Annotated in this window: 17 protein-coding genes and 1 pseudogene; 6 read left to right on the top strand and 12 right to left on the bottom strand. The window is 64.5% G+C overall.

The window, feature by feature from the left end:
• Positions 1-124: 124 nt before the first annotated feature.
• Entirely contained in the window at positions 125-748 is a 624-nt protein-coding gene (locus tag CF161_RS29270) for a glutathione S-transferase family protein (RefSeq protein WP_020300248.1), read from the bottom strand.
• Positions 749-789: 41 nt separating this feature from the next.
• Complete coding sequence (locus tag CF161_RS29265) at positions 790-1,449, bottom strand: transglutaminase family protein (RefSeq protein WP_020300247.1); 660 nt, start codon at positions 1,447-1,449, stop codon at positions 790-792.
• A 237-nt stretch (positions 1,450-1,686) separates the two neighbouring features.
• On the opposite strand from CF161_RS29265, the gene CF161_RS29260 reads away from it, so the two are divergent.
• Together CF161_RS29260 and CF161_RS29255 are read left to right on the top strand one after the other, a co-directional pair.
• On the top strand, positions 1,687-4,134 hold the full coding sequence (locus tag CF161_RS29260; protein WP_020300246.1) for an acyl-CoA dehydrogenase: 2,448 nt from the start codon (positions 1,687-1,689) through the stop codon (positions 4,132-4,134).
• Between the two features lie 88 nt (positions 4,135-4,222).
• Positions 4,223-4,630: a PA2817 family protein gene (locus CF161_RS29255; protein WP_020300245.1), complete on the top strand. Its 408-nt coding sequence runs from the start codon at positions 4,223-4,225 to the stop codon at positions 4,628-4,630.
• 71 nt (positions 4,631-4,701) lie between these two features.
• Here CF161_RS29255 and CF161_RS29250 read toward each other — a convergent pair whose 3' ends face one another.
• On the bottom strand, positions 4,702-5,700 hold the full coding sequence (locus CF161_RS29250) for a LysR family transcriptional regulator (protein ID WP_020300244.1): 999 nt from the start codon (positions 5,698-5,700) through the stop codon (positions 4,702-4,704).
• Between the two features lie 90 nt (positions 5,701-5,790).
• Here CF161_RS29250 and CF161_RS29245 point away from each other — a divergent pair, with 90 nt between their 5' ends.
• The 3 genes from CF161_RS29245 to CF161_RS29235 all read left to right on the top strand — a co-directional run bounded on the left by CF161_RS29245 (position 5,791) and on the right by CF161_RS29235 (position 7,936).
• Positions 5,791-6,417 (top strand): hypothetical protein, encoded by a 627-nt coding sequence (locus CF161_RS29245; RefSeq protein ID WP_020300243.1) that lies wholly within the window; start codon positions 5,791-5,793, stop codon positions 6,415-6,417.
• 108 nt (positions 6,418-6,525) lie between these two features.
• Positions 6,526-7,296 carry a 2OG-Fe(II) oxygenase gene (locus CF161_RS29240; protein WP_020300242.1) on the top strand — a complete coding sequence of 257 codons (771 nt, stop codon included), beginning with the start codon at positions 6,526-6,528 and terminating at the stop codon, positions 7,294-7,296.
• A 1-nt stretch (position 7,297) separates the two neighbouring features.
• Positions 7,298-7,936, top strand: a complete 639-nt coding sequence (locus CF161_RS29235) for a LysE family translocator (RefSeq protein WP_020300241.1) — start codon at positions 7,298-7,300, stop codon at positions 7,934-7,936.
• Between the two features lie 75 nt (positions 7,937-8,011).
• On the opposite strand, the gene pelG is transcribed toward CF161_RS29235, so the two are convergent.
• The 9 genes and pseudogenes from pelG to CF161_RS29190 all read right to left on the bottom strand — a co-directional run bounded on the left by pelG (position 8,012) and on the right by CF161_RS29190 (position 22,022).
• Complete coding sequence (gene pelG / locus CF161_RS29230; RefSeq protein WP_020300240.1) at positions 8,012-9,382, bottom strand: exopolysaccharide Pel transporter PelG; 1,371 nt, start codon at positions 9,380-9,382, stop codon at positions 8,012-8,014.
• On the bottom strand, positions 9,382-10,896 hold the full coding sequence (gene pelF / locus CF161_RS29225; protein ID WP_020300239.1) for a GT4 family glycosyltransferase PelF: 1,515 nt from the start codon (positions 10,894-10,896) through the stop codon (positions 9,382-9,384). Before pelF ends, pelG begins: the two co-directional genes overlap by 1 nt.
• Positions 10,893-11,882, bottom strand: coding sequence for a hypothetical protein (locus CF161_RS29220; RefSeq protein ID WP_020300238.1), 990 nt, complete (start codon positions 11,880-11,882; stop codon positions 10,893-10,895). The genes pelF and CF161_RS29220 overlap by 4 nt, the downstream gene beginning before the upstream one ends.
• The gene (locus CF161_RS29215; RefSeq protein WP_043230834.1) at positions 11,860-13,227 is read right to left on the bottom strand and encodes a PelD GGDEF domain-containing protein; all 1,368 of its coding nucleotides are present in this window, start codon (positions 13,225-13,227) and stop codon (positions 11,860-11,862) included. Before CF161_RS29215 ends, CF161_RS29220 begins: the two co-directional genes overlap by 23 nt.
• Before the next feature lie 5 nt (positions 13,228-13,232).
• Complete coding sequence (locus CF161_RS29210) at positions 13,233-13,751, bottom strand: hypothetical protein (protein WP_020300236.1); 519 nt, start codon at positions 13,749-13,751, stop codon at positions 13,233-13,235.
• Between the two features lie 29 nt (positions 13,752-13,780).
• On the bottom strand, positions 13,781-17,359 hold the full coding sequence (locus CF161_RS29205; RefSeq protein WP_020300235.1) for a tetratricopeptide repeat protein: 3,579 nt from the start codon (positions 17,357-17,359) through the stop codon (positions 13,781-13,783).
• The gene (locus CF161_RS29200) at positions 17,337-20,147 is read right to left on the bottom strand and encodes a bifunctional glycoside hydrolase 114/ polysaccharide deacetylase family protein (RefSeq protein WP_020300234.1); all 2,811 of its coding nucleotides are present in this window, start codon (positions 20,145-20,147) and stop codon (positions 17,337-17,339) included. Before CF161_RS29200 ends, CF161_RS29205 begins: the two co-directional genes overlap by 23 nt.
• A gap of 61 nt (positions 20,148-20,208) precedes the next feature.
• Positions 20,209-21,145 (bottom strand): annotated as a pseudogene (locus tag CF161_RS29195) (NAD-dependent epimerase/dehydratase family protein).
• Positions 21,138-22,022, bottom strand: a complete 885-nt coding sequence (locus CF161_RS29190) for a sugar nucleotide-binding protein (RefSeq protein WP_043230831.1) — start codon at positions 22,020-22,022, stop codon at positions 21,138-21,140. The pseudogene CF161_RS29195 and the gene CF161_RS29190 overlap by 8 nt, the downstream one beginning before the upstream one ends.
• A 255-nt stretch (positions 22,023-22,277) precedes the next feature.
• Between CF161_RS29190 and CF161_RS29185 the strand changes: the two genes are divergently transcribed.
• Positions 22,278-26,072: DEAD/DEAH box helicase (locus CF161_RS29185; RefSeq protein ID WP_020300232.1), on the top strand; the 3,795-nt coding region annotated here is incomplete at its 3' end.

The following is a 26,072-nucleotide window of genomic DNA, read 5'->3' as shown; positions in this document are numbered from 1 at the left end:
CATGCACCAAGAAGGGGGAAAGAGAATAAATAAGGGCGCACCGTTGCAATTACAACGGCGTCGAACTCGGCAATGTTGCTTGGCGACGCCGCACAAGTACAGTCACGCGTAGTGATAGTCAGTATTAAGTCAACGCGGTCATGACCGCCAGGCGATACGCCGGACGCGCCTTCAAACGTTGATACCAGGCCTCTAGATTGGGCATCTGCGGCCGCTCGACGGGCATCTCGAACCAGGCATAGATAAAGCTGCCTAGGGGAATATCGCCGACACCGATTTCCTCGCCGGACAGGTACGGATGCTGCGCCAGTGCCTGCTCGACCACCTGCAACAGATCACCGCAGGTTTTCAGCGCGGCGTTGATCTTGACCCAGTCTTGCTCCGCCGCAGGAGTGCGCAATACGCCCCAGAACAGCTGCCGGAACGGTTCGGCAAAGGTCGAGGTGGTCCAGTCCATCCACTTCTCGGCGCTGGCTCGGGCCTGGGGATCCGCGGGGTACCAGGACGAATCGGCGGCGTGGCGCGCGGCCAGGTAGCGCACGATGGTGTTGGATTCCCAGAGCACGAAACCGTCGTCCTCGATCAACGGAATCCGCCCGTTGGGATTCATCGCCCGGTATTCAGGAGTGTCCACCACACCAAAGGCGCCGCCGGCATCCAATGCCTGGTAGCTCAGCCCCAGTTCCTCGGCGCACCACAGTGCCTTCCTGACGTTCGATGAGTTTTTCCGACCCCAGATCTTCAGCATGACCGCTCCTAAATAGTGAGTGCGCAGCAGTCTACGCCGGATCAGCCGCGACTCACATCACTCTGCATATCCCCCAGCAACTGGGGTTGCTGCTCACCAAACAGATGGGGGTAGCATTTTTCCAGGTGGGCAAAGAAGAAAGCCTCGGGCACATCGGGGAACTGGCCGTGGTCCACCAGATACTCCATCAGCGGCGCGCCCTGGCGGTTGAACGGGTGGAACACGCTGTCGTGCACCCCGTCGAATTCCAGCGGCGCCACATCGAACAGGGTGCACAAACCTTCGTTGAAGGCTGGCGTGGCCTTGACCCAACGGCCTTCCAGGTACAACTCGGTATAGCCGTGCATGGCAAACACATCGCTGCGCAGCAACTCCAAGAGGCGCGGGGTCGACAGATGATTGCGCACGTCGGCCAGGCCGATCCGCGCCGGTATCGCGCAATGCCGGGCACAACCGGCAAGCAGGGTGGCCTTGGGCACGCAGTAGCTTTCGCCAGCCTGCAACGCGTAGCTGCCGCACAGGGTCTGGGGATCGAGACTGAAGGTGTAGGGGTTGTAGCGCACCGCTTCGCGAACCGCGTAGTAGAGGCTTATCGCCTGCTGTCGAGGGTCACGACTGGAACCTCGATGAGTTTCGGCGAACTCCACCACCGCTGGGTGGTCACTATCGATGAAGCGGCTGGGGCTCAGGTACTGATGCATGAGGCTGGTCTCCGGCGCAAAGCTGGAGTCTAACCAGGCATCCGGCCCAGAGATAACGACGTTTCAGCCAATTATCAGTGCCTGGCGCTGTGTGCTGCACACCACTCAAGAACCCGCCTGACGTTGTCTGTCGGCTATTTCTTACCGATTCAAAGGTACCGTGCTGATCACCCGTTTTATCGGATGCCGACTAAGCTCTGAGGGTGATTTTGCCCCTGGTTTCACGGAGGATTAATTATGCTGTTGTTGTGGATACTGGTTCTGGTGGTCGGTATTGCCTATCTGGCACACCGGCGCATCGCCCCCCTGCCCGCCCTGGGTGTGGTCGCCGTTTACCTGTTGGCCATGGGCGCATTCAGCCACGCGCCAGGCTGGCTGCTGCTGATTTTCTGGGTGCTGCTGGCGGCCGTTGCCGCGCCGTTGCTGCTGCCTGATCTGCGGCGCAAGCATTTCAGCGCGCCGCTGTTCAATTGGTTTCAAAAAGTATTGCCACCGATGTCGCAGACCGAACGCGACGCCATCGATGCCGGCACCGTCTGGTGGGACGGCGAATTGTTCAGCGGTCGGCCGAACTGGGACACCCTGCTGGCCTACCCCAAAGCCCAGCTGAGCGAAGAGGAACAGGCCTTTATCGACGGCCCGACCGAAGAGCTCTGCGCCATGGTCAGCGATTGGCAGATCGGCCAATCCATGGACCTGCCGCCCGAAGCCTGGGACCACATCAAGCAGCATGGCTTCTTTGCCCTGATCATTCCCAAGGAGTTCGGCGGCAAGGGCTTTTCCGCCTACGCCCACTCGCAAGTGGCGATGAAGCTGGCGACCCGCAGTGGCGACCTCGCCTCCACCGTGATGGTCCCCAACTCCCTCGGCCCGGCCGAATTGCTGCTGCACTACGGCACCGACGAGCAACGCAACCATTACCTGCCGCGGCTGGCCCGTGGCGACGATATTCCCTGCTTCGCCCTGACCGGTCCGTTGGCCGGCTCCGACGCCGGTGCCATGCCCGATACCGGGGTGATCTGCAAAGGACAATGGCAAGGCGAGGAAACCCTCGGCCTGCGCCTGAACTGGGAAAAGCGCTACATCACCCTCGGCCCGGTTGCCACATTGCTTGGCCTGGCCTTCAAGGCCTATGACCCGGACCACCTGCTGGGCGACAAGGAAGACCTGGGCATCAGCCTGGCGTTGATCCCGACCGAAACCCCGGGTGTCGACATCGGCCGGCGCCACCTGCCCCTGGGCGCGGCGTTCATGAATGGTCCGAACTCGGGCAAGGATGTGTTCATCCCCCTCGAATTCCTGATCGGTGGCCAGGAAATGCTCGGCAAGGGCTGGATGATGCTGATGAACTGCCTATCGGTCGGGCGCTCCATCTCCCTGCCGGCGGTGGGCACCGGCGCGGCCAAGTTCACCAGCCTGGTGACCGGCCAGTACGCCCAGGTGCGCGAGCAGTTCAACGTGCCCCTGGCAGCCTTTGAAGGTATCCAGGAAGCCCTGGCGCGCATCGGCGGCAACGCCTGGCTGATGGACAGCGCACGCATGCTGACCGCCAACGCCGTCGACCTCGGGGAAAAGCCCTCGGTGCTCTCGGCCATCCTCAAGTACCACCTGACCGAACGCGGCCGCGAATGCATCAGCCACGCCATGGACGTGCACGGCGGCAAGGGCATCATCATGGGCCCCAACAACTACCTGGGCCGCAGCTGGCAGGGCGCACCGATCTTCATCACCGTGGAAGGCGCGAATATCCTGTCGCGCAACCTGATGATCTTTGGTCAGGGAGCGATTCGCTGCCATCCGTTCGTGCTCAAGGAAATGGCCCTGGCCGGGCGTGAAGACAAGGATCAGGCCCTGCGCGAATTCGATGGCCTGCTGCTTGACCACATCGGGTTTGCGGTGAGCAACGCCGCCAGCACCCTGGTCCTGAACCTCGGCTTCGGGCACCTCGAACCGGCCCCCGGCGACAAGCTCAGCCAGGGTTATTTCCGCGCCCTCAACCGGCAGGCGGCGGCGTTTGCCATGCTGGCCGACCTGAGCATGATGCTGCTGGGTGGCGAATTGAAGCGTCGTGAACGCCTCTCGGCGCGCCTGGGCGATGTGCTCAGCCATATGTACCTGGCTTCGGCGGCGCTCAAGCGTTATCACGATCTGGACTCGCCGGAATACCTGCAGCCACTGTTCGCCTGGGCCATGGAAGAAAGCCTGGGGCATTCCGAGCGCGCACTGGATGAACTGCTGAGCAACTTCCCGAGCCGGACTCTCGGCTGCCTGTTGCGAGTGGTGGTATTCCCGTTTGGCCGTCGTCACACCGGGCCTTCGGACAAGCTGGACGCTGAAGTCGCGGCCATCCTGGGGCGGGCCAAAGGTGATCCGGCGCTGGAAGCGGTGCTCGCCGGCTGTTATCGCCCGCAATCGAGCGACGACCCGGTGGGTGCCCTGCAACACGCCTATGACTTGCTGGGCGCCAGCCATCCGCTGCAGAAAAAACTCCACGAGGCGCTCAAAAGCGGCCAGGTCAAACCCGCCTCCGGCGAACATGCCATCGAGGCTGCGCTGCAAGCCGGCGTCCTGCAGCCTGGGGAAGCCCAGACCCTGCGTGACGCAGAAGCTGCGCGCCGCCGCGTGATTGATGTGGATGATTTCGCCAAGGATGAGTTGACCTTGAGCGAAGGGAAAATCCGCTAGGCCAGAACGCCTCGCAGCGGGGCGATTATGAAACCGGGCGCCGGAGCTATATACTCCCGCGCCCGTTTTGCTCTTGAGGACTTATGTCATGTCCAACGTCGTCGCCGATCATCTTGTCCTGCTTGACCACCTGCGCAGCATTCTGGTCGCGGTAGGTGAAGCCGAGCAGGTTCCCGAAGAAAGCCACGCCCTGTTTCTGGAACGTTTCGACGAACTGCGTGCCCTGCTGCCGGTCGACCCGATCGAAAGCCAGTACCTGGGCCAGGACCTGATGTGCCAGGTCATCCAGCGTTATCCACAAGTGGCGCACCTGGTGCCGCGGGATTTGCTGTGGTTCTTCGCCGGTGACTGCCTGCACTACATGCCCGATGAAGAAATCGACCTGTACCAGGCCCTCGAAGAGCGTCGCTTCGAAGCGGAGCAGAACGACGAGCCGTTCGATTGGAACCAGGAAAAACAGCTGCTGGCGCTCTCCGCCCAGGACAGCAAGCACTGAGCTCGAACCGCTTGCTAAAAAGGCCCGCACGGTACTCCCGGCGGGCCTTTTTTTATGTTCGAAGCGGCGCCCTAGAGCAAGCCGTCGCACTCGGGCAATTCGTATTTACCCGCGACCCGGGCCGCGTCGCCCTGCTTGCCCGGCTTGCTCAAGGTCGGCTCCTTGGCCAGGCACTCCACCAGGTAGTCGATAAACACCCGCAACTTGGGCGGCAGATAACGGGTCGGCGAATGCAGCAGCCAGGCGCCGCCGTGGTAGGAGGCGTGGAAGGTCCAGTCCGGCAGTACCTGCACGATCAGCCCCTGGGCCAGGGCATGACGCGCGGTGAAGTAAGGCAGGCTGCCGATGCCGATATGCTCCAGCACCGCGCCCAGGCGCACGCCGGTGTGATTGGCGGCGTAGCGTCCACGCACCCCCACGGTCACCGCCTTCGAGCCTTTCTTGAATTTCCAGCGGGCGTCGCTCGGGGTTTCTCCCAGGTAGATGCAACTGTGCTCGAGCAGGTCATGGGGGTGGCGGGGGGTGCCATGTTGCGCCAGGTAGTGGGGTGTCGCGCAGAGGATGTGGTCGATGGTCAACAACTGGCGCCCCACCAACCCCGCAGGCGGCCGATCGGTGATGCGGATCGCCAGGTCGACGTTATCGTCGATCAGATCGACGCTGCGATCCTCCAGCAGCAACTCCACATCCACTTTGGGATAACGGCGCAGAAATTCCGGCATATGAGGGTGCACGACAAACCGCCCCACGGCCTTGGGCACGCTGATACGCACCAAGCCTTCGGCCTCGTGGGTGAACTGGCCGCTGATCTCCATCACTGACTTGGCGGCACTGACCATCTCGCTGCAACGCTTGAACACCTCCTCCCCGCCTTCGCTCAACCGCAGCTTGCGCGTGGTGCGTTGCAGCAAACGCGTGGCCAGGGCCTTTTCCAGGCGGGAGATGCTGCGGCTCACCGCCGAGGGCGACGAGCCCAGTTGTCGCGAGGCCTCCGAGAAGCTTCCGGTCTCCACGACTTTGACGAAAATCGCCATTTCACCCAGCAGCGGCAGCGGAAGATTTATGCTCACAACGCAACAGTCCTTTGATGTTTGAATGGATTATCACGCAATCAGCCCCTTCATATAATTAAAAATTCAATTTTAATAAGAGCCGGGAATATGACGCTTCGCCTCTTCTTCCACAGCGATGAACTCAAGGCCAACGTGGAAGTTCTCGAGTGCAGCGCTCACGAGGACCACTTTGCAGTCGTGCTGCGCGCCACCCTTTTCCACCCTCAAGGCGGCGGACAACCCTGCGACACCGGCTGGATCGGCGAAAGCCAGGTACTGAAAGTAGTCCAGGAACCGGAGCGCATCGTGCATTACGTCGACCAGCCGGTGAAGCCGGGGATGATTCAGATCCAGGTCGACCCCCAGCGACGCCAATTCAATACCCGAATGCATTCGGCCGGCCACCTGATCGGCCACTTCGGCGAAACCCTGGGCTGGATACCCACCAAGGCCCACCACTGGCCGGGCGAAGGTCGGGTGTCATTCAAGCCCGGGGAAAACCCTCAGGATTTCGACACCGCAACCCTTCAGCACGCCCTCGAACAATGGATCGACGATGACCTGCCACGCCTGATTTCCCTACGCGAAGGCTCGCGGGAAATCGGCTTCGGCGAGTTGCCCGCCTACGGATGCGGCGGCACTCACGTCAAGCGCCTACAGGAGTTGGGCACAGTCAATATCGCTTCCCTTTCCAACAAAAAGGGAACGCTCTCGGTTCACTACAGCGTGGACTGACTCATTCAGCGATGTCGCTGCAGACATCACGCGCGACTCATCGCCTGAAGCAAGGGGGGATTGCGCGTGCGCGGTCCCCAAGACATATCTGATAGAGGGATCTAGGACATGATGCTTGACGTCGAGCGGCTCGATGAAACGTGCATAAAAAAACTGGCCACGGAGGAAGTGCTCGCCCTGAGGCTGAAAAACTTCCTGGGCCAGCCCCAGGCGATCGAACTGGGCGACAAGATTCTCGCGCCCGGCTTCGAAGGCTATATCAATGCCCCCAGCATCGGGCGCATCGGCATGGCGTTCTACGAAGCGGAAAACCAGCCGCTGCTGATCGAGGACTACTTCGAGCGCGCCACCTCCAACATCACCGAACTGCGCAATCGCTGCGCGCCCTTCGCCTCCCCTGTCGACACCCTGCGCTGCATGCTCGACGAATCCTGGCCCGCCGGTGCCCACCTGGAGAACCTCTACGGACGCAAGATGTACGTCGGCCTGTCGCGCGTGGTCAAACCCGGCGTGTGCTTTCTGGCCCACCACGACATCTTCGCCAAGGACGCGCCGGAGAGCTTTCAGGCCCGCAGCCTGGAAGCGCAATTTGCCTGCAACGTCTACCTGAACATGCCCGACGCCGGGGGCGCCTTGCAGCTGTGGGACCACGATATTTCCCCCGACCAGTTCGACGAGATGCGCGGCGACAGCTACGGCATCGACCCGGCCCTGCTCGGCCCGCCGACCCTGGAAATCCTGCCCGAGCCCGGGGATTTCATCATGTTCAATTCGCGACGCATGCACTCGGTCACGCCCGGCATCGCGGCACCGCGCCTGAGCCTGTCGTTCTTTGTCGGCTACCGCGGCAACGCGTCGCCCCTGACTTTCTGGAGTTGAAATGCTTTCCAACTATCTAGGCGAATTCCTCGCCCTGGCGACCATCCACTTCCTGGCCGTAGTCGCCCCCGGCCCGGACTTTGCGGTGACCATCCGCCAGAGCGTGCGTTTCGGGCGAATGGTCGGGCTGTGCACCGCCATTGGCATTGGCGCGGGTATTTCCGTGCATGTGCTGTACACCCTGCTGGGGGTTGGCGCGCTGATGCACACCACGCCCTGGCTGCTGACGGTGGCCAAGGTGATCGGCGGGGCCTACATCCTGTACCTGGGGATCAGCCTGTTGCGCAGCAAACCCAAGACCGCCGTCGAAGGCAGCAACGACAGCGTCGAACCGGTGCAACAGCAGACGCTGGGCAAAGCCTTTATGACCGGCTTTCTGACCAACGCCACCAACCCCAAGGCCACGCTGTTTTTCCTGGCGATTTTCACCACGGTCATCAGCGCCAGCACGCCGCTGAAGATTCAGGCGCTGTACGGGGTGTGGATGTGCATGGTCAACGCCCTGTGGTTCATCATCGTCGCGCTGTTCTTTTCCAGCGCCCGCGTGCGCCAGTTGTTCATGCGCCTGGGGCACTGGTTCGAACGCAGCATGGGGGTGATCCTGATTCTTTTCGCCGGGCGCCTGATCCTGTCGATGTAGCCTCACGCCTACCAAAAAGGCCCGCCGGCAATGATTGCCGACGGGCCTTTTTTGGTTTCCGCGCCTGCTGAAGGTTCAGCGTGACAGCATGAAGGTGTCGTACTCCAGGTCTTCCAGGGCGCTGGAAAGCCGGTGCAAGCCCAGCAGCACGCACACCAGCAGCGACAGGGTGAACCCATAGCCGAAGAAGCTCGGGCCCAGGTACTGGCTGAACAGGGTCAGGACCGCGTTCAATACCGCGAACAGCACGCACAACTCCAGGACCACGGTGCGCTTGTCGAGGTAGAAAAACACGTTGAGCAATGCCATGAACACCACCTGGATACTCACCCCCACCAGGTCGATGTAGAACAGCGGCAGGTAGTAACTGGAGATCCCCAGCCAGTCCAGCAGACGCGGGGCAAACAGAAACAGCAGCACCACCGTCAGCCCCTGCACCTTGCAGATTTCCAGCAGCCCCTGACGAATCGACAGGGTCATTTCGGTTTTCAACTGGCCGATGTGTTGCAGCGTCTCGCCATCGCGGATCGCCCGGAACAGACGGTCGTACCATTCGGCGAAGTCGGTTTCGATGCGCACCAGAAACACCGCCATGCCGGGGATGATCGCCAGGTACGCGATAAAGATCGGCAGGTCATAGAGGATCGACGCGCGCAACGGGCCGATCACCTGCCCCGAGGTCCCGGGGTTGAACCAGAACATGAACTTGTCGATCCAGATTCCCAGGTTATAGAAGAAGCCGGTGGCCAACAGACTGAGGAACACCTGGCGGCGCTCGAGGAAATCGAAGGCGATCAGTTTCTCGGCGCGGTATTCGCGCAGGATGTCGTACAGGAACAGGAACAGCAGCGTGCTATGGCCAATCAACAGCGCCAGCAGCAACCCGGGCATCTGCAGGAAACTCAGCAGGTAGGCGCTGACCACCATCAGCGTATAGCCCACCAGCATCACCAGCAGGATGCGGTTATAGGCCTTCATCCCCGACAGGAAGATGATCACCAGCCACAGGTTGCACAGCACCACAAAGTTGGCCAGCACCAGCAACCGGTAGATCAGCGGCTGATCGAACAGCAGCGCCAGGGTCAACGTCCCCAGGATTCCCGCCGCCAGGGTCACCAGCAACAGCACCCCCAGCAGGTTGGGCAGGATCTGCTCAAAGCGCCGCTCGAACAATCGGTCGGAAACGAAGCGGGTGAAAAACAGCTGCAAGCCGCCGGTGAGAATCAGCGAGGTGGCCATCAGATAGGTGACCGTCACCAGAAACTGCCGCACCAGCACATCGGGCAACAGCAGGCCGAGGCTGATGATGCCCACCAGCATCACGCTGACAATCGACAGGACCCAGGGCCCCGAGCTGATCAGCCCGGCATAGACATAGGCGTGCAAGGTGGCGGTGTAGGAATCCCGGGAGAGGATTTTCCGCAGTTCGAAGCCGATCCCGGCCATTAGCAATTCTCCATGGCAGTCTGGTACAGCTCGCGATAGCGCTTGAGCATCAAGGCCTCGGTGTAATAGCGGGTCACGCGCAACAGGCCACTGGCCTGGGCCGCCTGCCAGCTCGCCGGGCTGCGCAGCAGCTCGAGGATCGCCGCGCAGGTGGCCTGGGGGTCGGCGATCGCCACCACCTTGCCCGCACTGCCCAGGTCACGGTCTTCGGCGCTGCCGCCTTCGATCAGCTCGCGGCACGAGCCCACGTCACTGCTGACCACCGGCGTCCCGGCGGCCCAGGCCTCGAGAATCACCAGAGGTTGGGCCTCGCTGATGGAGGTCAACACCATCAGGCCCAACTGCGGCAGGATGTCCTGGATACGCTGGAAACCAAGGAAATGCACCTTGCCCTCCAGCCCCAGGCTGGCCATCAGGCTGCGGCATTCGCTGACGTATTCCGGGTCTTCTTCTTCCGGGCCGACAATCCAGCCCTCGGCCTCGGGCATGGCGCTGATCACTCCGCGCATGGCCCGCAGGAAGGTTTTGACGTCCTTGATCGGCACCACGCGACCGATCAGCCCGACCACCGGGGCGATACCCGGCGCGCGCGCCTCGAGGGCGGCGCTCCATTGCGGCAGGTCGATGCCGTTGGGGATCACCTGGGTCCGCGCCGGGTCGGCACCGTCCTTGATCTGCCGTTGGCGGTTGCCGTCGTACAGGGCGATGATCTGGTCGGCGCTGTTGTAGGTCAGTTGCCCGATGCGTTCGAAAAAACGAACCCACAAGGTGCGGATGTAACCCGAACCCGCATCCAGGCTGCCGTTCAGCGCCTGGCCCGAGCTCTCGGCGATCCAGCTGGCCTGGGCCAGGTCGATCTTGCGTTCCTTGGTGTAGATGCCGTGCTCGCTGAGCAGGTAGGCGCAATTCCAGCGCTGCTTGAGAATGCACCCCAGCATGCCCGCATACCCGGTGGAGATCGCATGCAGCACCCGCGCCCGGGGCATGCGCCGCGACGCTTCGGCCAGCATCAGCAGCGGCGACTGCATCGAGCGCAGGGTCCAGAAATAATTGACGAACGACGGGTCGGCGCAATGCTCGCGATAGCCCTCGCTGAGGGTGGCCCAACTGGCGCGGCTGCGCAGCACATCGTCCAGGGTCAGCTGGCCCTGGGCGATGCTCGCCAACAGGCGCTCACCGAGCTCGACCGCCGGCTGCTCCGGGTGATGCAGAAAACGGTACAGGTCCGACAGTTGCTGCTCGTCGGCCGCTCGCGGCGCGGCGCGGTTTTCGCTCAGGTGCGTGGCGTCCTCGAGAAACACCTCCTCGATATGCAGCACATTGGCCGGAATCCCATAGCGTCGTTCGGCATACGCCTCGCGCTGGCCGCCGATAAACATCACGGAAAAGGTGAGGTCCGGCAAACCGAGGATCATCTGGTGGATCCAGCTGGAAACACCGCCGCGCACGTACGGCCAGGTGCCTTCGAGCAGCAGGCAGATATCGGTCAACGGGGTGTCGTCGCTATGGCTCATGTCCAGCTCCTGACCAAGGCCGCGAAGGGCGGACGCTGGCGCATGTCTTCCGGCAGACGGGCCAGCAGCCCGCCGATCTCGTGGTAGCGCCGGGCCTCGAAGGCCAGCTCGGCACAGAACGGCAGCACCTGGGCTTCATCCATGTCGCTGGCGCGGGCCTGGTTCAACAGCACTTCGGCCCGTGGAATATCGCCCCGCTCCAGGGCGATACGCCCGGCCAGCAGCAACAGTTCGCCGCCCTTGCCGGCCTGCAGGCCCTGCTCGGCATGTTCACTGGCCTGGTTCAACACGTGTTCGAGCACGCTGCCCTGGGCCAGGCCCAGGTAGGCCAGCTCCCAGTACCAGCGCGCCAGGGTCGCATGCAAGGCTCCCGCCGCCTGCGCGTTTGCGCTGGGCAACTGCGCGAGGGCCAGCTGGATCCGCAGGTTGATGTCGTTTTCCTGCTTGTCGAGCATCGAATACGCCAGTAGCCGCACGTCGTCACTCGGGTCGCCCAGGGCCAGCTTGAGGATCGGCACCGCGTCCCGCCCGGGCATGCGCCGGGTGGCCAGCAGGCCGGCCAGGCGCTGATCCGGGTCCGGCGCATGGCGCAGTACATCCTGCAGCCCGGCATCGGCGAAGGTTGGCGAATGCAATTGCACCTGGGCACGGAACGGCAGCGTGGGAATGCCCACCGCCTGCCAGGCCTGCTTGTCGCGTTTGCGCGGCAGGTACAGCGCCGGGAAGATCGCCGCCACCACGCCCAGGGTGCCCAGCACCGGCACAAAGAACGCCAGGCTGAAGATAAACAGCGGGCTCCAGGGCAACGGCGCACGGTAGCGTGCCGGCAACAGGCGCCACACGGCCGCGCACAACAGCGCGCTGGCCAGGCCATGGCTGAGGACAAAAGCCAGGAATTGCTGCCATTGCGGGGCGACCATCCACAGGCTGGCCCAACTCCCCGCTTCCAGCAGCAGTGCGCCGCTAAACAGCCACTTGCTGATCATTCAGACCACACTCATTGAACAGGAAATTACGCAGCTCATTACGCTCACCGGCAGGTTCCAGGCTGTAAGGCAGCACCCGCACACCCAGGCTGGCCAGGTCGCTGTCGATGCCGAAGTGCTCGTGCAGCATCAGGCCGATACGGGCCAGGTAGCCTTCGGCGCCTTGCGGGCTGGTCAGGGGCAGGAGCACCAGCAGCAGGCGATTGCCCCGGCTGTTGAGTAACGGCAACTGCAGGTCCAGGCCACGCTGGCTGCGTTCGAACAGCCGCGCCAGCTCGTCGTTGGCGCGGGTCATTTCGAAACCGAACAGGCCGGCGCTCAGGCCGTGCTGCTCGACATCCACCAGCGAACGCTTGAGCTGCTGGGTGAAATGCTGCGCATCGGCATCCGCCAGTTGCAGGACCTGTTGGTCGCGACGCAGCAGGTCGGCGATGTGCCCAGCCAGCAGCGCCAGCAAGCTCAGGGTGCGCTCCTGGAAAGCGAAGAACGGCATCTGCCGCACCGCCAGGATCGCCAGCAGGCGGTCTTCGGCGTCGATCAACGGGATGCAGGCCTGCAACGAAGAAAACTGCATCGAATGACCGGCATCGATCAGTTCCTGACGCACGCTCACCAGTTCGCCGCGCTCCAGGCACAGTTTGATCAGCTCGTCGTCGACATCCAGCGCGCCCATGACCCCGATGCTGGCCAAGGCCTCAGGCAGCAGCTGTTTTTCGTTCTCATGCACTCGGTATAAACCGGCTACCCGCAACGAGCCGTACTGGCCCAGCACCGCCAACACCGCGTCGGCCAACAGCGCCAGGCCATCGCCCTGCCCCGGCATCAGCCGCAGTTTGTCGCGCAGGCCCAGCAAGGAGCTGCGCAGGCTCTGGTCGCTGCCCGCCACCCGCTGCTCCAGCAGATCGTGGGAAACCCTGAGGATCTGGTGCGAGCGGGTGAACTCATCAAGGCGGTACTGGCGGTAGTTGTTGGCCATCTGCAAGCGCTGCAGGCGCCGTTCCCACAGATCGCGGACCTCGCCCACCAGCATCCCGCAGACCAGCACGCCGACAATGAATGACGGTTCGATCTCGGCATAACCTTCAAGCCCGTTATGGCGCAGGACAAACACCGCCAGCACCAACAGCCCGGCGCTGAGCAGGCCACGGACAAAACCGTAGCGCACCCCGACCAGCAATGGCGCCAGCACCGGCCAGGGAAATGGCGCGAACATCTGCAGCGGGTCGTTCGGGGCCAGCCACAGCCCCAGGCCGATGGCCAGGCCGGTGACCAGGAAGGTTTCCAGCCAAGACACCGGGCCGCTGGCGCGAGGCGCCAGGCTGTAATCCATGTGCGGAGAATTCATTGCGATCACTCGAACCGAAGGGCGCCAACAAGTTTGCCGAGCACCTTTTGCGCAGTGCCGGCCAGGCTTTCACGGGACCAGCCAGCGCGCGCGCCACTCTTGCTCCACAGCACACGGCCGGTGCCGGCTTCCAGCACGCGCAGGCTGATGCCCACCGCCGGTTCGCCGTCCAGACCGTTCTTGTACTGCCATTCCTCGACACTGCCGGCAACCACGTAATCGAGCTTCTGCTCACGGGCCCAATCCAGGGCACCGGCCAGGCGCTCGTTGTCATCCATCAGCGCCTGCTCGCCCTGGGTCGAGACCGGATAGACCTGCGGCTGCACGCCATGGCTGCTGAGCACGCTGAGCAGAATCTGCTCGCTGCGTTCACCGGCCTGGGGCGTCTGCGAGTAGTTGACCATCGGCACGATGCCCCACTGTGCATTGCGCGGCAGGCCCGGGCTGGTTTCGCTGGTGAAGCTGGCGCAACCGGCCATGAGCAGGGCGGCCAGCGCCAGGCTCAGGTTACGAATTGATTGCATAGGTTTTATCTCCTGTAGACATTCCATGATCAGCGTCCGAAACGCACGCCGTAGCTCACACCCAGGATGCCGCCGGACTGCCCGTCGCCGCCTTGTGGCGCAGATTGGTAGCCCAGGGTCAGGGCCAGTTCGTCATCCCCAAGAATCTCGACACCGACACCGGTGCTGAGGCCGTAGTTGAAACTTCTATCGAACCACTGCCAGCCGGCCGTGACATCCACCAGCCAGGTGTATTGCGGGCGCGTGCGGTTCAAGGCGCCGGGCATGCCACGCCGCCACGAACTGCCCACATACAACTGGCCGTAACGGCTTTGCAGCAGATCACTGGCCAGCACCGTGGGCGACTCAAGCGGGTCGTCCGGGTTCTTCACCGGGCCACCGTTGCCACTGGCCAGATCGTCCAGGGTGCGGTTGTCGACCCGGTTGTGCTGGTAGTCGATACCGCTGCGCAGGGTCCAGTTCGGCCCTTCGAATTCCAGGGTGTGGTTGTATTCCATCTTCAACGCCTGCCCCTGGCCCAGGGAGTCGCCACCCCGGGTGGAAAACGACTTCTGCGCCACTTCCCAGCTCAGTTGGTCACGGGCAGACAACCCATGGCGCCCGGCCAGCCAGACACTGTCGTGCTGGCCGAAAGCACGCATCAGCCCGCTGTCTTCGCTCTTGCGGTGCCAGTCGACCCCGGTCTCCAGCTCATCGCTGACGCCCAGTTGCCAAGTGCGGCTGAGCCCCAGGCCATTGCGGTCATCGTCCCGGCGCTGGCTGGTATCGGCGATCAGTTTGTAGCTGCCGTTCTCCACCTGACGCTGCAAGGTCAGTTCACCATTGCGCTCTTGGCCCAGGCGCGAAGAAATCAGCTGGTCACTGTTATAGGTGCCCTGCTCCAGGACCAGGTTGGCGTACCACTGGTCCCCCAGGTTGCGTGCAACCCGCAGGCGCGGCGCGTTGAACTCCAGCCCGCCGTAGTCCTGCTCCTGCCACGACAGTTGCGCGCCCTGGGGCGTGCGCTCGTGGATCTCCACGGCCTGGCGTCGCAACTGCTCGCGTACGGCCTGGGGCTGCTCATCACCGAGGGCCGACAGGCTCACGTCCAGGGCCGCGCCGTCACGCCCCAGGCGACTCAGGGCCTGGGCCCGTTGGGCCGGGTTGAGGTCAGTGCTGGCGAGCAAGGTTTCGACCTGCGCCGTATTGCGGCTGCGCAGGGCTTCCTGGATCTGCTCATAGCGCTCGACCTTCAGGCCTTGCTGGCGAGCCCAGGCCAGCCATTGATCCTTTTGCGCTTCCTGGTTGGTCGCGTCGAGGCGCGCCAGCAAGCGGTCGAACCAGAGTTGCAGCATGGCCGGCGAACCGTCCTGCCACTTCAGCACCTGCTGCTGGGCCTTGCGCGGCGAGTAACTGCTGGCCACCAGGCGCAGCCAGATCCCGTAGCGCGGCGATTGCGGTTGCAGGTTGTCACCCTCGGGGCTGCGCAACAGCTTGAGCCGCAAACGCTGGGCCGCGTCCTGATAACCGGCGCCGTCCAGGGCATCGGCATAGGCCGCCTGCACCAGCCAGTCGTTGGGGCTGCCCTTGAGGTACAGGCGATACCAGGCCAGGGCCTCGCTGTTGCGGCCGAGCATCTGGCTGGCGCTGGCGAATGGCAGCCACAGGGTCCGGTCCTGCCGCGCCTGAGTCCGCCACTGGCTGAGCAATGGCTTGAGCTGCTCGACCCGGCCCTGATCGACATACAGCCACATCAACCGCTCGCGAAACAGGTTGTCGTAGGGGAATCGGGCCAGGCCCGACAGGTACAGGCGCTGCGCCTCGTCGAACTGCCCCTGCTGCATCGCCAGGGCACCGCGCGCCGCCAGCACCTGGGCCTGATCGTAGACCGCCGGGTACTGCTCGGCGTCCTTGATCAACGCGGCCACCTGCGGCCAGTCCTGCAGCTCCTGGGCTTGCTGCAAAGCTTCCACCAGACGCTGCGGATCATGACTGCGCTGCCAGCCGGCCACCATCAGGGCCAAGGCTCGTTGCGGATCGCTGGTGCGATACAGGGTGATCAACTGGCTCTCATCGCCGCTGTTCAGCGAGCCCTTGAGCGCCAGCAGTTTTTCCAGGGAACCCTGCAGCTCATCATCCAGCTCCAGGTCCCAGGCCAGTGCCGCGCGGGTACGCCAGTAGCTGTCGTCGGTGATCTTGCGGTTATCCACCTGCAACACCTTCCAGGCGGCCTGATTGTCGAAGAGCTTGAGCCAGGTGTTGGCCCAGTCGACGCGCTCGGTGCTGGTCAGGGCAAAGCGGCTCGACATGCCGCTGTAGGCCTTGGTCTTGGCTGCGAACTGGCCGGTGTTTTCCAGGTTCTGCAGCAGGCGGGTCCAGGCCAGGCGGTGTTTCGGGTACTTGCGCAGATAGGTCTGCAGCCAGGCCTGGGCCTGCTCCGGGGTGCCACGGGATTCATGGCCGTAGATCAGCGCATCGAGCTCGACGTCGGTCAGCGCCCGCTGGTCCATGATGCCGGCCAGCAACGGGATGCTGCGATCAAAGTCGAACTGCTGGCTCGCCAGGCGCCAGGCGTGCTCGCGAGTCTGCGGGTCTTCACGCAGCGCCAGCAGGCGGATCCAGTACCCCAGGGCCTCATAGGTCTGGCCCCGCCATTCGCCAAGGTGGCCCATCTGCTCCAGCAGCTCGGGGTCATCCGGGTGAACCGCCAGCAGTTGCTGGCCGGCACTCCAGGCGCCGTCGAGGTCGCCCAGGGCCAGGCGCATCGTGAAGTCCTTGGCCAGGATCCGCGGGTTATCCGGCTGCAAGGTGCGCCATTGCTGCACCAGGCACTGCGCCAGGTCGAAGCGCTTGTTGGCCACGGCCACATCCACGCCCTGCTCCAGCCAGGCCGCGTCGGTTTCCGGGTTGGTGAGCTGGTCCAGTTCATCGGCCAATACCTGCGCCGCCTGCTCGCCACGCCCGGCGGCCAGCAGGCTGTTGAAAGCCAGCTGCGCGTAGCGACGGCGCTCTTCGGGTTGCTGGCTGTCCTGCTTGAGCAACAGGTAGATGTCCGCGGCACGGCCCGGCTCCTCCCCCGCCAGGTACCACTGGGCAGCGGATTTGAGCGATTCGGTACGCTGCTGCGGGTCGCGCCCGGCCAGTTCTTCATAAACCCCGGCGGCGAACGCCGGGGCTTGCAGGCTCAGCGCCAACTTGGCCAGGCGTTGCAATTGCGGCAGTGGCAACTGGCGATGGTCGAAGGCCTGCAGGCGCTCCAGCAGGCCCTTTGCGGCGCCCGGCTCGTGGCTGCTGGCGGCGACCAGGGTGTCGATTTCCAGCTGGTAATACGCGAGCAGCGTCGGCTGCGGATGGGCCCAGCTGTCCAGGTTCTGTCGGGCCTTGGTGTAGTCGCCCAACTGGATCAACAGGTCCACCAGTTGCAAGCGCAGGCGGTCATCTTCCGGGTGCGCAGCCAGCAGCAGTTCGGCGTAATTGGCCGACACGGCGTCGGGCTGTCGGCCATCGGGCTCGAACAGTTCTTCTCGCTGGAAGGTCAGCCACAACAGGCCGCCCACGGCGACCGCGACCACCACCAGTGCCCAGGGGTTGAGCAGCCGACTGTTTTCAGTTGCAGAGGAGTTGGGCATGACTCACCTGCTTCATGGGAAGTTGGAAATGCCAGAGGCCGGCAGACCCCTGACCCGCGAAACGCTGGCCGTCGACTTCAACCCGGCAGGCGCCAGGCGCACGTACCGAGAAACTCAAATCGACCTGGCCGGCAAAAGAGAAACTCACCCGGCGCTCATCCAGGTAGCGCCATTCCTGCAGCGGCAGGTTGGCTTCCTCCAGGGCCGGACGCGGGTCGCGATCGGCTCGCAAAACCAGCAACGCACGGTCGCTGCTCAAGTGCACATATCGCCCCTGGGGCAAATCGCGCACCCCGGCGATACCGCTGGAGCGGCCCAGGTCCGGCCAGCCCATCTGCGGGTCCAGGCGCAGGGTGCGCAAGGCATCCATGCCCCGTACCTGCCAGGCGCCATCGGCGGTGCGGGCCAGGCTGGACTGGTACAGGCCGTGCAGGCGATCCAGGTAATCACTCATCCACAGGGAGATCGGCTGCTGGCCTTTCATGTAGCCGTAGATCTCGTTCATGGCCTTGATCGAGGCCTGCTTGGTGCTGGAATAGAAGTGGTAATACAGGTGCAGGCCGCGCATGCGCCGTGGGCTGTCGGTCAGCTCGAAGGTGTCGATCACATCGCGAAAGCCGTAGTACGGGCCTTTCCACAGGTTGGTGTAGAGGTTCTCGTTGATGATCGGCGCGTAATACTGCAAGCCGCCTTCGGTGGGACGCAGCAGCGGGTTGAGCCCGGTCAGCGAAGGGTTGGCGCGGGTCAGCATGGTCTCGGCGCCGTTCACGTTCTTCAGCCCGGCGTCGTAGGCCAGCTTGATGGTCGACGGCGCAGGCAAGGCGTCACCCGGCCAGAACACCAGCTTGACCGGTTTCTCGGGGGTGGTCAGGTGCTGGTTGATGTAGTCCCGCGAACCGAAGACCTCACGCCGAAAATCGATTTTGTCGTAGCCCGGGATGGCCATTTTCAAGCCGTACTCAGGGTTGAAACCTTCGCGCTTCTTCGCCACTTCCGGCTGCATGAAAAACGGATGGCTGAAGGTGTGGGTGGCGACTTCAACTTTCGGGTCGGCAAAAATATCCCGGGCAATCGGCTCCAGCTCCCGGGCCAGGAACGGGAACATGCCGCGCGGGGAAATCTCGCCTTCGATGATCGACACCGACGTCAGGAACGGGTTGGGACGGATGAAATCATCCAGCACCTGCTTGCCGGCATAGGGCGTACCCCGGACCTCGGCGCGCGAAGGAAAACCGTCACCGTCAATGTGCACCGTGGCAATGCGCCGACCGTTTTCGGTGGTGGTGTCCGGGCGCGGCTGCACCGGCAGGCGCAAGGCCGCCTGGAGGAAAGCAAACGGATCGAGAATCCAGCGGCTGCGCTCGTTGTTCACTTCCAGAACATAAGGCGCCAGCGCCAGGCCACCCCACGCCGCGACCGCCACCGGCGCAAATTCCTGGCCGCCCGCGCCCTTGAGCAGCAACGCGGCCTTGGGACCTTTGGGCAACAGAGAGATGGCGGTCAGGTCACGGGAGCGAGGCTGCACCGGTGCTTCGAACGCACCGATCAGGGCCTTGTCCTGGTAGGTGATCTGCAACGCCTGGGTCGCCGGCGGCGCGGAGCGTTCAAGCCCCAGGCGCTTGAGCAGGACCTTGTCTTCCACCGGCAGGCCGGCGAAAAACACCAGCGGCACCTGCTCGTCGAGGCGCTTGTTGAGCCAGCGGTTGAACACCTGGCTGTCTTGCGGCGCACCGCTGGTCATCCAGGTCAGAACGCCAGCGTACAGGCCGCTGAAGCTGTACTCAGGCAGTGCATCGGCCGCCAGGTAATCCACGCGATAGCCCAGGTATTCCAGCAAGCCGCCGAGCAGGGTGTGCCCGGCATTGCGGATCAGGTCGCCTTCCCGCGGGTCGAACACCAGGGCGATACGCCGGGGCTGCACTTCAATGCTGCTGATGCCCAGGGAATCCAGGTCCGGGGTGCCGATGTAAGGGATGAAGCCCTCGTCGCGCAGGCGCGACGCCAGTTTGCGCGCCTCTTCACGCCGTTCCGGCGGCAGGTAGTCGATGGCCACCAGCGGGATACCCTTGGCGCGCAGCGGTTGCAGGTGGGTTTCCAGCCACTGGCGATCCGCTTCCGGGACCGGGCGATAACGCTTGGCCGAAGCATCCCAACCGGCGTGGATCGACTCCACAGCGACCGCCGCAGGCACGCCATCCAGCTCCGGCAACACCTCGAAACCACGGTTGAAAAACAGCTTCAGGGCCGGTTGGCGCTGATGCAGCTCCCGCAGGAAACTGGCCAGGGCCAGGCGCTGGGCTTCCTGGTCTGCGGCCGCCAGCAACTGAAAACTGTCCAGGGTGTCGAGGAACAGACCGGCATAACCCTGGGCCTGCAGCGCCTTGGCCTGGGCGAACAGGTGCTCGCGCCAGGCCGGTGCCGCCAGGTCCATCACCTGACTGTTCCAGGCCTTGTTGCGCGTCGGGCTGACGGCGCCGCCCAGGGCTTGCTGGTCCAGCTCACGCTTGCCGCCGTGGAACTCACCCACCGAGAGATAAGCGAACGGCTGGCTGCCCATTCCACTCAGGGTTTTGACATCCGCGGCCGCCATGTGCCCCGGCTCGACCACGGCCCAGTCAAATTGCGCCAGCTCCGGCAGTGGCGGTTTATCGGCGTACCAGAACGCCACGCTGGAGGGTGCCAGCGGGGCCGCGGCATGCACCGCCGCGCCGGTAAAACAGAGCGTCAGGGCAGCCAGAAGGCGTTTGATGGCCGAGCAGAAGTGCGTCCCGCGAAAAACGTTTTCCATAACTCACTCTTGAGATGACTGAGCCGATACGTGGATGTCTCGGCTGATGTGACGGACCGAGTTACAAGCTGCGGATCAGTTGCCCCAGGCCATCGCCGATGGAGGTCGGTGCTGGCAGGGTGAAGCGCTCGAGCAGGCGAGCGTTGTTGGCGCGCGAGTGGCGAATGTCGCCCAGACGTGGCGCGTGGTGGATCACGGTCAAGGGGCTGCCGGTGGCGCGGCCCAGTTCGCCGATCAGGTCATTGAGACTGGTGGAACGGCTGAGGCCGACGTTGACCGCGCCAGGGGCCGGCTGATCGGCTTGCAGCGCCTGGATCAGGATGCTGACCAGGTCTTCGACATACATGAAGTCGCGGGTCTGCTCGCCGTCGCCGAACACGGTGATCGGCAGGCCCTGCTGCGCGCGCGCGCAGAAAATGCTGATCACCCCGGAGTACGGCGAGGACGGATCCTGGCGTGGGCCGAAGATGTTGAAGAAGCGGAAGATCGCCGGCTCCAGCCCATGTTGGCGCCGGTAGAAATCCAGGTAGTACTCGCTGGCCAGCTTGTCCGAAGCGTAGGGCGTCAAGGGTGCCTTGGGCGTGTCTTCGTCGATCGAATGGCCTTCGCCATTGTTGCCGTAGACCGCCGCGCTGGAAGCGAACAGCACGCGCTTGACCCCGGCCTCACGCATGGCTTCGCAGACGTTCAAGGTGCCGATGAAGTTGCTCTGGTGGGTGCGCACCGGATCGTCCACCGAGGCTTGCACCGAGGCCACGGCCGCCAGATGGGCCACGGCCTGGCAACCGACCATAGCCCGGGCCACCAGGGCCGCGTCGGCAACATCGCCTTCGATCAATTCCAGGCGCGGGTTACCCAGTGCCAGGTTGCTGCACCTTGCCGGTCGACAGGTTATCGAGGATACGCACCGCGTAGCCCTTGGCCAGCAGCGCATCGCTCAGGTGCGAGCCGATGAAACCGGCACCGCCGGTGATCAGTACAGGGCGATCATCAGCCATGTCGGTAATACCTATCCAGTAAAGCCGGGAGCCCGGCGCGCCAGGCGCGGGGCTTGATCCCGAAGGTGTGCAGAATTTTCTTGCAGGCCAGCACCGCGTGCTGCGGCTCGTCGGCGGCGTCCGGCCGCGCGGCGTGGGCCTGGGCGGTGGGCGACTCGATGGCCAGAGGGTGTTGCTGGCGCGCTTCGGTGAGCACCGCCTGGCCCAGGGCCAATGTGGTGGTCGCCTCGTGGCCGGCGTAGTGATAAGTGCCCCACAGCGGCGCGGCGCAATCGAGTTGCTTGAGCACCGAGATAATCACCCGTGCCGCATCGTCCACCGGCGTCGGGTTGCCGCGCCGGTCATCGGCCATAAACAGTTCTTCAGCGGTTTCGGCGCTGGCCAGGAAGCGCCCGAGGGTGCCATCGGCGCTGTCGTCGAGCAGCCAGCCAAAACGCAGCAGCACATGCTGCGGGCAGGTGGCGCGCACGCTTTGCTCGATCCGCCACAAGGCCTGGCCGCGTAGCCCCAGGGGGACGGGTTCGTCTTTTTCGCTGTAGGCGGTGGCCCGCGAACCGTCGAAGACCCGGTAGCTCGAAGGCTGCACAAGAATGATGTTGTGATGCTGGCACAGCTCGGACAGCCGCTCGACAGCACGTTCCTGGCCGGCCAGGCGTGCCTCGGGCACGGCCTCCGCCTGAAACCAGTCGAAGTAGTACGCAAGGTTGATCAAGGCATCCGGGCGGGTGTCGTCGAGCAGTTGCGTGAGGCTCGCGGCGTCCCAGCCGTCTTGCGGCGGACGGGGGGCGAGGAAGCCGATGTCTTCCTCCGCACCCAGGCGAATCAGCGCCTGCCCAAGGGCATTTCCGCCGCCCAGTAACATAAGGCGCATTCGCATAGAGTCAGCAGGCCCAGTCTGTTCGGAACGATGGTTTGAGTCGGCCAAACCCGCGGGTTCAGCCATCGAGAATTGCCGGAATCGTTGCATTTTGCGGGTTTGTGGCGCAACCGTCACGGATAAAGTAAACACGCGCCAAGCCGTTGGCACCTTACCCGAAAAAATCACCCTTGTAGCCGCAGCCATGCCCGGTGTGCCGCCCAGGCCGCCCGGCGGGCCTTGCAAGTGACTTGAAGCGACCGCATAACTCAGCCCATGAATCTTCCCCACTCCGCGGACAACGCCCTGGCCGGCTTCCACCCCGCCGTCAGCGCCTGGTTCAACGCCACCTTTCCCGCGGTCACCGCCGCGCAGGCGCAGGCCTGGCCGCTGATTCGCCAGCGCCAGTCGACCCTGATCGCCGCGCCCACCGGCTCCGGCAAGACCCTGACCGCGTTCCTCGCGGTGCTCGACGACCTGGTCTGGCGTGGCCTGGAACAAGGCGGCGAGCTGCCGGACGCGACCCTGGTGGTGTACGTCTCGCCGCTCAAGGCGCTGAGTAACGATATCCAGATCAACCTGCAGAACCCCCTGGCCGGCATCACCGAACAGCTGCGCGCCATGGGCCTGCCCGAGCTGCGCATCAGCACCGCCGTGCGCACCGGCGACACCCCGCAGAAAGAACGCAGCGCCATGCGCAAGCATGCGCCGCACATCCTGGTGACCACCCCGGAATCGCTGTACGTGCTGCTGGGTTCCGACTCCGGACGGCGCATGCTCGCCAGCACGCGCACGGTGATCGTCGATGAAATCCACGCCATCGCCGCCGGCAAGCGCGGCAGCCACCTGGCCCTGAGCCTGGAGCGTCTGCAAGCGCTGTGCGCCGAACCGCTGATGCGCATCGGCCTGTCGGCCACGCAAAAGCCGATCGAGGCCGTATCGCGCTTCCTGGTCGGCACCCAGCGGCCCTGCGCCATGGTTGACATCGGCCATGCACGCCCCCGGGACCTGGGCATCGAGGTGCCCCCGGTGCCGCTGTCGGCGGTGATGGCCAACGATGTCTGGGAGCGGGTGTATGAGCGCCTGGCCCAACTGGCGCGGGAACACCGCACCACGCTGATTTTCGTCAATACCCGGCGCCTGGCCGAACGCCTGGCACGGCATTTGAGCGAGCGCCTGGGCAAGCAGGCGGTAGCCGCGCACCACGGCAGCCTGGCCAAGGAACAGCGCCTGGATGCCGAACAGCGGCTCAAGCGCGGCGAACTGCAGGTACTGATCGCCACCGCCTCACTGGAGCTGGGGATCGATATCGGCGAGGTCGACCTGGTGTGCCAGATCGGCTCGCCGCGCTCCATCTCCGCGTTCCTGCAACGGGTCGGGCGCTCCGGGCACCAGGTCGGCGGCACCCCCAAAGGCCGGCTATTCGCCCTGTCCCGCGACGACTTGATCGAATGCGCGGCCCTGCTCGACTGTGTGCGTCGTGGCGAACTGGACACCCTGCACATCCCCGTGGCTCCGCTGGACGTGCTGGCGCAGCAGATCATTGCCGAAGTCAGTTGCCAGGAATGGCAGGAGCAGGCGCTGTTGCAGATGATTCGCCGGGCCACGCCCTATGCCGCCCTCGACGACGCGCATTACCAGGCCCTGCTGAAAATGCTCGCCGAAGGCTACAACGGACGCCAGGGCATCCGCAGCGCCTACCTGCATCGCGACGCCGTGGGCGGCACCTTGCGCGGGCGCCGGGGCAGCCGGCTGACGGCGGTGACCAGCGGCGGCACCATCCCCGACAACGCCGACTACAGCGTGCTGCTCGAACCCCAGGCGCTGAACATCGGCAGCGTCAACGAAGACTTCGCGGTCGAGAGCATCGCCGGCGACGTGTTCCAGTTGGGCAATACCTCGTACCGCATCCTGCGGGTCGAACCGGGCCGGGTGCGGGTCGAGGACGCCCAGGGCCAGCCGCCGACCATCCCTTTCTGGCTGGGGGAGACGCCGGGGCGCAGTGCCGAGCTGTCCCAGGCCGTGGCGCGCCTGTTGGGGCAACTCGACACCTTGCTGGCCGCCAGCCCCGGCGACTTGCAACCAAGCCTCGACTGGCTCACCGAACACCTGGGCCTGAACCTCGCCAGCGCCGAGCAACTGGTGGAATACCTGGCCCGGGCGCGGCTGGCCCTCGGCGCGTTGCCGTCCCAGGACACCCTGGTCATGGAGCGTTTTTTCGATGAGTCCGGCGGCACCCAACTGATTATCCATACGCCCTACGGCAGCCGGATCAACCGCGCCTGGGGCCTGGCCCTGCGCAAGCGCTTCTGTCGCACCTTCAACTTCGAATTGCAGGCGGCGGCCAGCGAGGACGCGATCGTGCTGTCGCTGTCCACCAGCCACAGCTTCGAGCTCGACGAGGTCTGGCGTTACCTGCACAGCCACAGCGCCGAGCACATCCTGATCCAGGCGGTGCTCGATGCGCCGCTGTTCGGGGTGCGCTGGCGCTGGAACGCCGGGGTGGCCATGGCGCTGCCGCGTTTTACCGGCGGGCGCAAAGTGGCGCCGCAGATCCAGCGCATGAAAAGCGAAGACCTGATCGCCAGCGTCTTTCCCGACCAGATCGCCTGCCTGGAAAACCTCGCCGGCGAGCGGGAAATCCCCGACCACCCGCTGGTGGAACAGACCCTCGACGATTGCCTGCACGAAGCCATGGACAGCGAAGGCTGGCTGGCGCTGCTGCGGCGCATCGAGCAGGGGCAGGTGCGCCTGATCAGCCGCGACTTGCCGGCGCCCTCGCCCCTGGCCGCAGAAATCCTCAACGCCAAGCCCTACACCTTTCTCGACGATGCGCCGCTCGAAGAGCGCCGGACCCAGGCCGTGCTCAACCGGCGCTGGAGCGACCCGCAAGCCAGCGACGACCTCGGCGCCCTGGACCCCGAAGCGATCCAGAGCGTGCGCGACGAGGCCTGGCCGCTGCCGGCCAATGCCGATGAAATGCACGAAGCGCTGATGAGCCTGGGCACGATCAGCGTCGGCGAGGCCCTGGCCCAACCGCAATGGCCGCAGTGGTTGCAGGACCTGGCCGAGCAGGGCCGAGCCAGTTGCCTGCAACTCGGCCAGGGCCACGCCCTGTGGGTCGCCCGGGAGCGCCTGGTGTGCCTGCAAGCGCTGTACCCCGAGGCTCGCGCGCAGCCGGCGCTGGCCCCGCTGCCGGGTTTTGACCAGCCCTGGGACGCCGACGCGGCACGGGTGGAAATCCTCCGCGCGCGCCTGGGCGGCTTTGGCCCGCTGACCCTGGAGCAGATCGCCGCACCCCTGCCAATGCCGCCCTCGGCCATCGCCCAGGCCCTGGCCCAACTGGAAAGCGAGGGCTACGTGCTGCGCGGGCATTTCAGCCCCGGCACCGAGGAGGCGCAATGGTGTGAACGGCACCTGTTGGCGCGCATTCATCGCTACACGGTCAAGCGCCTGCGCCGGGAAATCGAACCGGTGGCGTTGCAGGATTTCATGCGTTTTCTATTCGACTGGCAGCACCTGTCTGCCGACACCCGGGGCCAGGGCAGCGCCATGCTGGCGCAAGTGGTCGGCCAGCTGGAAGGCTACCCGGCAGCGGCTTCGGCCTGGGACAGCGACCTGTTGCCGGCGCGGCTCAAGGATTATTCCGCCACCTGGCTCGACGAACTGTGCCGCAGCGGCAAGCTGGTGTGGAGCCGCCTCAGCGCCCAGCCCAGCTTCAGCGGCAGCGCGCTGCGCAGCACGCCAGTGGTCCTGCTGCCCCGGGCCCAGGTGCCGCTCTGGAGTTCACTCACCGCGCCGCCCGAGAGCCATGAACTGTCACCCAAGGCGCAAAAGGTGCATGCCGCCCTGAGCCAGCACGGGGCACTGTTTTTCGATGAGCTGGTGCACGAGGCCCACCTGCTGCGCAGCGAACTGGAGATTGCCCTGCAGGAGCTGGTGGGGGCCGGCCTGGTCAATGCCGACAGCTTTGCCGGGTTGCGGGCGCTGATCACCCCGGCCAGCAAACGCCAGGCCCGTAGCAGCCGACGTGGCCGTGGCGCGTTTGTCGGCGGCATGGACGACGCCGGG

The organism is Pseudomonas sp. CF161, assembly GCF_000416215.1.
Lineage (GTDB): Bacteria > Pseudomonadota > Gammaproteobacteria > Pseudomonadales > Pseudomonadaceae > Aquipseudomonas.
This window is presented reverse-complemented; position numbering and strand designations above follow the sequence as displayed.

Coding starts and splice junctions, on each gene's coding strand:
- CF161_RS29220 (WP_020300238.1), bottom strand. CDS start 11,882: ATGATCAGCAAGTGGCTGTTTAGCGGCGCACTGCTGCTGGAAGCGGGG.
- CF161_RS29215 (WP_043230834.1), bottom strand. CDS start 13,227: ATGAATTCTCCGCACATGGATTACAGCCTGGCGCCTCGCGCCAGCGGC.
- CF161_RS29270 (WP_020300248.1), bottom strand. CDS start 748: ATGCTGAAGATCTGGGGTCGGAAAAACTCATCGAACGTCAGGAAGGCA.
- CF161_RS29260 (WP_020300246.1), top strand. CDS start 1,687: ATGCTGTTGTTGTGGATACTGGTTCTGGTGGTCGGTATTGCCTATCTG.
- CF161_RS29205 (WP_020300235.1), bottom strand. CDS start 17,359: ATGCCCAACTCCTCTGCAACTGAAAACAGTCGGCTGCTCAACCCCTGG.
- CF161_RS29190 (WP_043230831.1), bottom strand. CDS start 22,022: ATGCGAATGCGCCTTATGTTACTGGGCGGCGGAAATGCCCTTGGGCAG.
- pelF (WP_020300239.1), bottom strand. CDS start 10,896: ATGAGCCATAGCGACGACACCCCGTTGACCGATATCTGCCTGCTGCTC.
- CF161_RS29245 (WP_020300243.1), top strand. CDS start 5,791: ATGACGCTTCGCCTCTTCTTCCACAGCGATGAACTCAAGGCCAACGTG.
- CF161_RS29265 (WP_020300247.1), bottom strand. CDS start 1,449: ATGCATCAGTACCTGAGCCCCAGCCGCTTCATCGATAGTGACCACCCA.
- pelG (WP_020300240.1), bottom strand. CDS start 9,382: ATGGCCGGGATCGGCTTCGAACTGCGGAAAATCCTCTCCCGGGATTCC.
- CF161_RS29255 (WP_020300245.1), top strand. CDS start 4,223: ATGTCCAACGTCGTCGCCGATCATCTTGTCCTGCTTGACCACCTGCGC.
- CF161_RS29210 (WP_020300236.1), bottom strand. CDS start 13,751: ATGCAATCAATTCGTAACCTGAGCCTGGCGCTGGCCGCCCTGCTCATG.
- CF161_RS29235 (WP_020300241.1), top strand. CDS start 7,298: ATGCTTTCCAACTATCTAGGCGAATTCCTCGCCCTGGCGACCATCCAC.
- CF161_RS29240 (WP_020300242.1), top strand. CDS start 6,526: ATGATGCTTGACGTCGAGCGGCTCGATGAAACGTGCATAAAAAAACTG.
- CF161_RS29200 (WP_020300234.1), bottom strand. CDS start 20,147: ATGGAAAACGTTTTTCGCGGGACGCACTTCTGCTCGGCCATCAAACGC.